This is a genomic window from Salinisphaera sp. G21_0 (genome assembly GCF_017744115.1).
In the GTDB taxonomy this organism is placed as follows: domain Bacteria; phylum Pseudomonadota; class Gammaproteobacteria; order Pseudomonadales; family Endozoicomonadaceae; genus Endozoicomonas.
Map to the genome: position 1 here is coordinate 1 of NZ_JAGHQW010000276.1, position 548 is coordinate 548.

General features: G+C 55.1%; 1 protein-coding gene. It reads right to left on the reverse strand.

What is annotated here, in order from left to right; genetic code table 11:
• Nucleotides 1-529 (reverse strand): hypothetical protein (locus tag J7439_RS26045; RefSeq protein ID WP_209204964.1); only part of this gene is annotated, 529 nt, incomplete at its 3' end.
• Nucleotides 530-548 lie beyond the last annotated feature (19 nt).

Here is a 548-nt window from a genome sequence, read left to right on the forward strand (position 1 = left end):
GGCTGAATTCGCCGTTCACCTTCCAGCACTCCCACGCTTTGAGCGCTTCCACCTTCGCTTTGTCGGGCAAGCCTTTGCCATGACACATGGAGGAAAAGGCCCGCAGCAGTTCCAGGCTGAATTCGCCATTCACCTTCCAGCACTCCCACGCCACGAACGCTTCCACCTTCGCTTTGTCGGGCAAGCCCCTAGTGCTCATCATGGAGGAAAAGGCCCGCAGCAGTTCCAGGCTGAATTCGCCGTTCACCTTCCAGCACTCCCACGCTACGAACGCTTTCACCTTCGCTTTGTCGGGCAAGCCTTTGCCATTACACATGGAGGAAAAGGCCCGCAGCAGTTCCAGGCTGAATGCGCCGTTCACCTTCCAGCACTCCCACGTCACGAACGCTTCCACCTTCGCTTTGTCGGGCAAGCCTTTGCTATGACACATGGAGGCAATCTGTTTCAAGCATGGGTTAGCAGCAACCGCCTGAATGTTTTCCTCGCTTTCTTCTGCAAACTTTTTTATCTGAGTCTTCGACTTGAGCATGCTGGTAAGGCAGCTGGTA